Genomic DNA, 9,715 nt, shown 5'->3' on the forward strand with positions numbered 1-9,715 from the left:
ATGTATTTTATATCTGAAATTTCATATCCAAGACTTTCTTCCATTTGTTTCTTCTTGTCACTAGGCACTTCTAAAATTTCAAAATTTTTATTGGATTCGTAATTTTTTTCATCTACTTTTATTTCCTTATGACTTAAAGCTTTTGGTCCATCACTGTAAGACTTGTAGCTACTCCTTCCAAAGAAGACAAGAGCTAAAAATATAACTCCAAAAAGAATAATTAAATTTTTCATTAAAGGCTTCATCACACTCACTCCTTAAAAAGATTATATCATCAAAAATTATTTTCTATGATAAAAAATGCAATAAAAAATGACTTAGTTTCCTAAGCCATCTCTATAAAAAATTATTTAGATTAAAGTACTTTTGCTAAAAAGCTCTTTGTTCTTTCATTTTGTGGATTTCCAAAAACTTCTTCTGGACTTCCTTCTTCTACAATATAGCCGCCATCCATAAATAAAATTCTGTCGCCAACTTCTCTTGCAAATCCCATTTCGTGAGTTACAACTACCATAGTCATTCCTTCTTTTGCAAGATCCTTCATTATGTCAAGGACTTCACCAACCATTTCTGGGTCAAGAGCTGATGTTGGTTCATCAAAAAGCATAACTTTTGGATTCATTGCAAGGGCTCTAGCTATTGCAATTCTTTGTTTTTGTCCACCAGATAGGGATTTTGGAAAGGACTCAGCCTTATCTGGAAGTCCAACTCTTTCAAGTAATTCTTTTGCCCTTGTTTCTGCTTTTTCTTTTTCCATTTTCTTAACAAGTGTTGGAGCAAGGGTGATATTATCCAAGATATTTAAATTGTTAAATAAGTTAAAGGATTGGAATACCATTCCCATTTCTTCACGAACCTTATTTATGTCAATTTCCTTAGATGTTATTTCTTCTCCATCTACAAAAATCTTTCCACTTGTTGGAGTTTCCAAAAGATTTAAGCATCTCAAAAATGTTGATTTACCAGAACCTGAGGGTCCAATTACAACAACAACTTCTCCATCTTTTATTTCTTGATTTATTCCCTTTAGGACTTCAAGTTCGCCAAAGGACTTTGTAAGATTTTCTACTTTAATCATTTGCAAGTCTCCTTTCTAGTACTCCCATGGCCTTTGAAAGGCTAAATGTCATGATGAAGTAGATGCAAGCTGTAAATATAAAGGGTCTTACTAGTTCAAAAGTTCCCGATGAAATACTTTTACCTGCATACATTAATTCTCCAACACCTACTGTATAAGTAATTGACGATTCTTTGATTAAAGTTATAAACTCGTTTACTAAAGCTGGAAGAATATTTTTTATAGCTTGAGGCATGATAACTTTTTTCATAGCTTGTTTTTGATTTAGTCCAAGAGATCTTGCTGCTTCCATTTGTCCAACGTCAACTGAGGATATGCCTGATCTTATAATTTCTGCAATGTAGGCTGCAGAGTTTAAAGATATAGAAAGAGAGCACAAGAACATTGGTGCAGTTAAAAGTGTAAATTGTTCTGGAATAATTTTTTTAAGTCCAAAATACACAATCATTATTTGAACAAGCATTGGTGTTCCTCTTACAATTTCTATATAAATACTTGATAAAATATTTAATATTTTTAATTTTGATGTTTTCATTAGAGCAAGGATTACCCCAAGTGTAAAACCTAAAATGACACCAATTATTGAAAGTTCAATAGTTGTTACGGCTCCATTTAAGTAAGTTGGAAGGTACCTCTCTAAGAAAGCAAATTGATTCATAATTCCCATTTTTTCCCCTTATTTTAAAAATAAAAAATCCCCACATTTTAATGTAGGGAATATTTAATTTATTTCATTGCCTCTTTGTTGGATAATTCAATATACTCATCAAACCATTTTTCTACTTGGCCTGAATCTTTTAATCCTTTAACAACTTCGTTGACAGCTGCTGTCAAGTCGTCGTTACCTTTTTTAACTGCTACTGCAAATCCACTTTCATCTGGAATTCCTAAATCTTCTATAATAACAAATCCGTCAGTGATTGAAGCAAATTGCTTAGCAGGAAGTTCTGATAAGAAAGCTGCATCAATTGATTTGTTTTTAAGTTGTTCGATAATGACATTGTTTAGGTCAAAGCCCTTGCAGTTATCTCCAAATTTTTCTGTTGCAAACTTGTGTTGAAGTGATCCAAGTTGTGTACCAATGATTTTTCCATTAAGGTCATCAAAAGTTTTGTACTTGTCTTTATTTTCTTCAGTTACAAGTAAAACTTGTTTTCCCTTTGAATATTCATCAGAAAAATCAACTTGTTTCTTTCTTTCTTCGTCAGCACCCATTCCAGCAAGAACTATGTCAACGTCGCCTGCTTTAAGAGAACCAAGAAGTCCTTCAAATGCCATGTTCTTAACTTCAAGTTCAACTCCAAGTGAATCAGCAATTGCTTTTGCAAGTGCTATATCAACACCTGTGAATTCTTCTTTGCCAGATTGGAAAGATGTCCATTCCATTGGTGGAAAGTCTGCTGATGTTCCAAGAACTAGTTTTCCTTTTTCTTTAATAGCATCAATTGTAGGACCAGTAGTTTTAACTTCTACTTTAACGGCTTCTTTAGCAGGGTCTTCTGCTGCTTCTTCTTTTTTACCACAGCCAAATAATAACAGGGCTGTTATTGCAATAATTGCAATATTTAAAAATTTCTTTTTCATAATTTCCTCCTATTTTAAATAAAAATAGCTATCATAAGCTTTCGCTTCAATTTTAAAAAACATTATAACTCAAAAACTAATGATTTTCAATGATTTAAGCCCACTTTATTAAATTAAAATTCTAAAAGATCCTCTGCTGGAGTTTCTTCTATTGGATTAATAACTTTTTCTTCAACTGGTTTTTCCTTTGGAAGATCTTTATTAACTTCAGGAGGATTATTTTTCTTTACTCTTGAATATTGATAAACTCCCCAAGATTCAAGTTCATTATCTGTTCCAAGCCAAACTGGTGCACCTACATTTACATTTGGAAAAACATAATTTTCTACATCGTAATTAAATAGTCTAATACAACCATTGGAATAGTATCCTCCAATTTGATGTGGTTTTATATTTCCATGGATTCCATATCCATTAAAACCACTTAATCTTATTCCCATCCATCTTTCTCCAAGTGGATTTTTTGGATCATCTGCTGGGACTGGAGTGTACTTTCCTCCCATGCCACCCCAAGCAGGATTCTTGTGTTTGTTCTGAATTTTTCCCTTTCCAGATGGTGTTGGTGTTGCATTTGTCCCAAGAGTTACTGGGTACTTTCCAATAGATTGTCCTCCCTTATAAAGCGTTAAGCTTCTTCTCGATTTATTTATAACAATCCAGTTACCCTTAGTCGGTGGGTTTGTGACCATATCATAAACTTCATAATTTTCTGTGTGAAGAGCTTGATTTGTCTTTTCATTTAAATCGCCTGTTACAGGAAGATTCATCTTAGCCTGCCATCTTTTTAACTCATCTCTTCTCTCGACCCCAGCTTTGTCCATAAAATTGTTTTGTCTCACAAATCCTTTGGCAAAAACAAAGTTTGGCAAAAGACTTGCAGCCAAAATAAAAACTCCAATTTTTTTTATTTTATTCAAATTAGCCCTCCAATTTATCTTTTAAAAATTGTCCTGTATAAGAATTTTTACACTTAACTATTTCTTCAGGTCTTCCAGTGAATAGAATCTCTCCTCCACCTTCTCCACCTTCAGGTCCAAGATCAATAATATGGTCGGCACATTTTATTACATCAAGATTGTGCTCAATTGTAATAACTGTGTTTCCCCTATCTACAAGCTCTTCCAAGACTTTTATTAATTTATTTACATCTTCTGAATGAAGTCCAGTAGTTGGTTCATCTAGAATATAAAGAGTTCTGCCTGTTGCTCTCTTAGAAAGTTCTGTTGCAAGTTTTATTCTTTGAGCTTCTCCACCTGATAAAAGTGTGGAACTTTGACCCAACTTTATATATGAAAGTCCAACATCTCTTAGAGTTTCTAATTTTCTAAGAACTCTCTCATGATTTTGGAAAAAGTCGATTGCTTCTTCAACTGTCATATCTAAAACATCGTAAATATTTTTGCCCTTGTACTTAACTTCAAGAGTTTCACGATTGTATCTCTTGCCGTGGCAAACTTCGCAAGGCACATAGACATCAGATAAAAAGTGCATTTCAACCTTTAAAATTCCATCACCTTTGCAGGCCTCACATCTTCCGCCCTTGACGTTAAAAGAAAATCTTCCCTTTTTGTAGCCACGCATCTTTGCCTCATTAGTATTTGCAAAGATATCTCTTATTATATCAAAAGCTCCTGTATATGTTGCAGGATTTGACCTTGGAGTTCTTCCAATTGGCGATTGATCTATATCAACTATTTTATCAATATTGTCTAGACCTTCTATGGTCTTGTGTTTACCTGGTTTTATCCTAGATTTATTTATTTTTTGAGCAAGACTCTTGTATAAAATTTCATTTACGAGAGATGACTTGCCTGATCCAGAAACACCAGTTACACAGACAAATTGTCCCAGAGGAAATTCAACATCAACATTTTTTAAATTATTTTCGCCAGCACCAATAACTTTTATGGATTTACCAGTGTAGTCTCTTCTTTTTTTAGGGACTTCTATTTTTTTCCTTCCACTTAAATATGCACCAGTAATGGATTCTTGAACATCCATAATTTCTTCTGCAGTTCCCTGTGCAACTATTCTTCCCCCATTTATTCCAGCAAGAGGTCCAATATCCACAATTTCATCGGCTGCAAACATTGTGTCTTCATCGTGTTCAACAACAATTAGTGTATTCCCAATATCAGTAAGATTTCTTAATGATTCAAGAAGTTTGGCATTATCCCTTTGATGAAGTCCAATACTTGGTTCATCGAGAACATAAATTACACCGACAAGTTGAGAACCAATTTGAGTTGCAAGTCTAATTCTCTGTGCTTCTCCACCAGATAAAGTCCCAGCCATCCTAGATAGTGAAAGATATTCTAAGCCAACATTTACTAAAAATTCAAGTCGAGATTTTATCTCCTTTAATAGTTCTTCTGCAATTATCATTTCATTTTTTGTAAATTCTAAATTGTTAAAAAACTCAAGGGATTTATCAATAGAAAGTTCTGTCAACTCAAAAATATTTAATCCCCCAACTTTTATGGCAAGAGATGAATCACGAAGTCTTGAACCATGACATTTTGGGCAAGGAACTTCTTCCATAAATTCGTCAATTTTATCTAGCATTCTGTCAGAACTTGATTCAGTGTATCTTCTCTTTAGGTTTTTTAAAATTCCTTCAAGACCTCCATAGTATTTCTTTTCTCCAGAAAAATAGGAATTAAAAGAAAAGTTTAACCTTCCCTTATAGCCGTTAAAAATTGCATCTAAAAATTCTTCTGGTGCATTTTTTATAGGTTCTTTAGTTGAGAATTTAAATTTTTTAGCAATTTGAGAAATTATTTCATAATAATAAGTTCCCTTAGAGTTAGAATAGCAGGCAATGGCACCTTCATCTATTGAAAGTTCCTTGTTTGGAATAACTAAATCCTTTGAAACTTCTTTGGAAAATCCTAACCCCTTACATTCATCACAAGCTCCTAGAGGAGAATTAAAGGAAAAAGATCTTGGAGTAACTTCTTCTATAATTATATTGCAATGAGGACAGGCGAATTTTGTAGAAAAAATCATGTCATCCCCATCAATTACATTTATTTTAGCTATTCCATCACTTAAATTTGTGGCAATTTCTAAGGAGTCAGCAAGTCTGGATTCTATTTTTTCCTTTATAATAATTCTATCTACTACAATATCAATATCGTGATACTTATTTTTTTCAAGTTCAATTTCTTCGCCAATATCACGCATTTCTCCATCAACTACAATTCTCAAAAAGCCTTCTTTTTTTATTTTTTCAAAAACTTTTTTTGTTGACCCTTTCTATGCCTTACAAGAGGAGATAGAATTTGAATTTTCGTCCTCTCATCTAGTTTCATAATTTCATCTACCATTTGGTCAATTGTATAAGAAGAAATTTCTTTTCCACATTCTGGACAGAAGGCATGACCAACTCTTGCATACAAAAGTCTTAGATAATCATAAATTTCTGTAACTGTCCCTACAGTTGACCTTGGGTTTTTGGATGTAGTTTTTTGATCAATGGAAATAGATGGACTCATACCTTCGATATAGTCAACTTCTGGTTTATCCATTTGTCCCAAGAATTGTCTTGCATAGGAAGAAAGTGATTCAACATACCTTCTTTGACCTTCTGCATAAATTGTATCGAAGGCAAGGGAAGACTTGCCCGATCCAGAAAGTCCTGTAAAAACTACAAATTTATTTCTAGGAATATTAAGATCAACATTTTTTAAATTGTTGACCCTAGCTCCCTTTACTATTATTTCGTCTTTCAATATAACACCTCTTTAAAGGATTGCAGATTTTTTCTTCTCTCTTAAATCCTTTATCTTGTCCCTAATTTCAGCAGCTTTTTCAAAATCAAGTTCTTCTGCTGCCCTATACATTTCAGGTTTTAGGGCATTTATCATTTCGTTAATTTCATCTTTAGTAAATTCATTTTCTTCGTCTTTTATATCTTCAAAGTCTATACTATCTTCTGCAGCAATGGCGGTATTTATTACCTCACGAACACTTTTAACTATAGTTTTTGGAGTAATATTATGTTCCTTATTGTATTCTTCTTGGATTTTTCTTCTCCTAGAAGTTTCGTCAATAGTTACTTTCATAGAAGGAGTTATTGTATCTGCATACATAATAACTTTTCCCTCAGCATTTCTCGCTGCACGTCCTGCAGTTTGAATAAGTGATGTGACAGAACGAAGAAAACCTTCCTTGTCTGCATCTAAAATGCAAACCCTAGAAACCTCTGGCAAATCCAGTCCCTCTCTCAAGAGGTTTATCCCAACAAGTACATCGACTTGGCCAAGTCTAAGATCTCTTATTATTTTCATTCTTTCCAAAGTATCTACATCTGAGTGCATGTAAGTTACCTTATACCCAATTTCTTTTAAATGTCTTGATAAATCTTCTGACATTCTCTTTGTAAGGGTTGTGATTAAAACTCTCTCTTCTCTTTCAATTGCTCCATTAATTTCATTTATAATATCATCAATTTGATTTTTAATTGGTCTAACTTCAATTACTGGATCGAGAAGTCCAGTAGGTCTAATAATTTGTTCAACTTCTTGTTCTGTATGTTCTAATTCATAAGGTCCTGGAGTTGCTGAAACATAGACGCATTGGTTCATCATGTCTTCAAACTCGTTAAACCTAAGTGGTCTATTATCTAATGCTGATGGCAGTCTAAATCCATAATCCACAAGAGTTTCTTTACGAGCTCTATCTCCATTATACATACCTCTAATTTGTGGAATTGTTTGGTGAGATTCATCTATTATAGTAAGAAAATCTTTTGGAAAATAATCTATAAGAGTATAAGGTCTTGAACCTGGCTCTCTTCCAGACAAGTGTCTAGAATAATTTTCTATTCCAGAACAAAATCCCATTTCAGATAGCATTTCTAAATCATATCTCGTTCTCTGTTCAAGTCTTTGAGCTTCCAAAAGTTTTTCTTGATCCTTTAAAACTTTTAATCTTTCTTCAAGTTCTTCTTCTATTGTCACAATAGCCCTCTTTACCTTTTCTTCTGACGTTGCAAAGTGGGACGCAGGAGTTATATAGGCGTGATTTAGATAATTTAAAACTTGCCCTGTCAAGGCATTTACTTCTGTTATCCTATCTATTTCATCTCCAAAAAATTCTACACGAATAGAATTTTCTGATGATGAAGCTGGGAAAATTTCTAAAATATCTCCACGAACTCTAAAAGTTCCACGCTTAAATTCATAATCATTTCTCACATATTGGATGTCAACTAATTTGCTCATGACATCATTTCTATCCTTAATCATGCCAGGTCTAAGAGAAATCGCCAATTTTTCATAGTCAATTGGGTCTCCTAAACCATAGATACAAGAAACTGAAGCAACAATAATTACGTCCTTTCTCTCAAAAAGTGACATAGTCGCAGAGTGACGCAGTTTATCTATCTCATCATTGATTGAAGAATCTTTTTCTATAAAAGTATCCGTCCCAGGAACATAGGCTTCTGGTTGATAATAATCATAATAAGACACAAAAAATTCAACGGCATTTTCTGGGAAAAATTCTTTTAACTCTGAACACAATTGATAAGCAAGAGTCTTGTTGTGGGCAATAACAAGAGTTGGCTTTTGAACTTTTTCTATAACATTTGCCATAGTAAAAGTCTTTCCAGAACCAGTTACACCTAAAAGATTTTGATGCTTGTAGCCTTTTTTTATACCTTGAGCTAATTTTTCGATTGCTTGAGGTTGATCACCTGTGGGTTTATATTCTGAATGAATTTTAAATTTCATTTAATCACCTACTAAAAAGAAAAAATATTGGAGTCCGTTCTCTTTTCTGTTCCACCAATATAAACGTCGTCTTTCTTCAAAATAATTTGACCCCTGCCCATGCTTTTGTAGTCATTTACAATTTCAACAGTATGGCCAAGATTTTTAAGTTCATCTATTATTTTAGGGTCGAAGTCAGCTTCCACTTGAATTTTTTTACCTTCAGTCCACATAATTCTTGGAGCATCAAGAGCTGCTTGTGGATTCAAATTAAAATCTATCATATTAGTCAAAACTTGAACATGAGCTTGAGGTTGCATAAAAGCACCCATAATTCCAAAGGCTCCAAGAGCTTCATTATCCTTAGTCATAAATCCAGGGATTATTGTGTGATAAGGAAGTTTTCCCCCTTCAAGAGAATTTGCTAGTCCTTCTTCAAAATAAAAATTTTCCACCCTGTTATTTAAACTAATTCCCGTTCTTGGAACAACAATACCAGATCCAAAACCAGCATAGTTTGACTGAATCATTGAAACCATATTTCCAAATTTATCTGCTGAGGCAAAATAAACTGTATCAGATGATTTTATAGAATAAGCTTTTGGTAAAGTTGCAAAATCTTTTAACTCACTTCTTCTCTTATCTGCATACTCATCTGATAAAAGTTCTTGGACTTTTATTTTCATTGAATCGGGATCTGCAACAAAGGCTTTTGCATCAGTTAAAGATAATTTTATAGCTTCAATAATTTTGTGAAGAGTCTCAGGATTTTCTCTATCCTTTAAATCCATATCATTTAAAATATTTAATGCCATTAAAACAGAAATCCCATGGCCATTAGGAGGAATTTCCCAAATATCTATTCCCTTGTAATTAGTGGAAATTGGCTTTACATATCTCGCTTCATAATTTTTTAAATCATCTAAATTTAAAAAACCTCCAAGTCTTTCAACTTCCTTTGAGATTTTTTGTCCAAGACCTCCTCTATAAAAAGATTCTCCTTTGCTATCCCTGATTTCTCTCAAACTTTCTGCCATATCTTGACACTTAAATACTTCTCCCGCCTTTGGAGCTCTACCATTTATAGTAAAAGTTTTAAAAAATTCGTCAAACTCACTTCTATTTAATTTTTTATATTTCTCTACATTTTCTCCCCAAAGTCTTGCAATTTGTGGAGTCACTGCAAAACCATCTTCTGCATAAGATATTGCAGATTCAAAAATTTTATCAAGGTCCATTGTGGCGAAGTCCTTGTGAATTTTCATTGCTCCACCAATAAGTCCAGGCGTATTAATTACATTTACTCCACAGCTTGGCATTTTATCATAGCCCTTCT

At 33.3% G+C, this 9,715-nt stretch carries 6 protein-coding genes and 2 pseudogenes; all 8 read right to left on the reverse strand.

The features are described 5' to 3' along the window. Positions 1-245: pseudogene (locus HGPT_RS09185) on the reverse strand (hypothetical protein); the annotation flags it as partial. A 110-nt stretch (positions 246-355) separates the two neighbouring features. Beyond that, the gene (locus HGPT_RS05540; RefSeq protein ID WP_019138842.1) at positions 356-1,078 is read right to left on the reverse strand and encodes an amino acid ABC transporter ATP-binding protein; all 723 of its coding nucleotides are present in this window, start codon (positions 1,076-1,078) and stop codon (positions 356-358) included. Further along, a complete protein-coding gene (locus HGPT_RS05545) occupies positions 1,071-1,745 on the reverse strand; it encodes an amino acid ABC transporter permease (RefSeq protein WP_019138843.1) in 675 nt (224 codons plus the stop codon). The genes HGPT_RS05540 and HGPT_RS05545 overlap by 8 nt, the downstream gene beginning before the upstream one ends. Before the next feature lie 59 nt (positions 1,746-1,804). Then, a complete protein-coding gene (locus HGPT_RS05550) occupies positions 1,805-2,662 on the reverse strand; it encodes a transporter substrate-binding domain-containing protein (protein ID WP_019138844.1) in 858 nt (285 codons plus the stop codon). Positions 2,663-2,775: 113 nt separating this feature from the next. Then, positions 2,776-3,579: a L,D-transpeptidase gene (locus tag HGPT_RS08700; RefSeq protein ID WP_019138845.1), complete on the reverse strand. Its 804-nt coding sequence runs from the start codon at positions 3,577-3,579 to the stop codon at positions 2,776-2,778. 1 nt (position 3,580) lies between these two features. Then, positions 3,581-6,399: pseudogene (gene uvrA, locus HGPT_RS05560) on the reverse strand (excinuclease ABC subunit UvrA). A 9-nt stretch (positions 6,400-6,408) separates the two neighbouring features. Further along, complete coding sequence (gene uvrB / locus HGPT_RS05565) at positions 6,409-8,400, reverse strand: excinuclease ABC subunit UvrB (RefSeq protein ID WP_019138846.1); 1,992 nt, start codon at positions 8,398-8,400, stop codon at positions 6,409-6,411. An 11-nt stretch (positions 8,401-8,411) separates the two neighbouring features. After that, positions 8,412-9,715 (reverse strand): gamma-glutamyltransferase family protein (locus tag HGPT_RS05570; RefSeq protein WP_019138847.1); only part of this gene is annotated, 1,304 nt, incomplete at its 5' end.

Origin of the sequence: Peptoniphilus timonensis JC401, assembly GCF_000312025.1 — a bacterium.
Taxonomy (GTDB): domain Bacteria; phylum Bacillota; class Clostridia; order Tissierellales; family Peptoniphilaceae; genus Peptoniphilus_A; species Peptoniphilus_A timonensis.

Coding starts and splice junctions, on each gene's coding strand:
- HGPT_RS05540 (WP_019138842.1), bottom strand. CDS start 1,078: ATGATTAAAGTAGAAAATCTTACAAAGTCCTTTGGCGAACTTGAAGTC.
- HGPT_RS05545 (WP_019138843.1), bottom strand. CDS start 1,745: ATGGGAATTATGAATCAATTTGCTTTCTTAGAGAGGTACCTTCCAACT.
- HGPT_RS05550 (WP_019138844.1), bottom strand. CDS start 2,662: ATGAAAAAGAAATTTTTAAATATTGCAATTATTGCAATAACAGCCCTG.
- uvrB (WP_019138846.1), bottom strand. CDS start 8,400: ATGAAATTTAAAATTCATTCAGAATATAAACCCACAGGTGATCAACCT.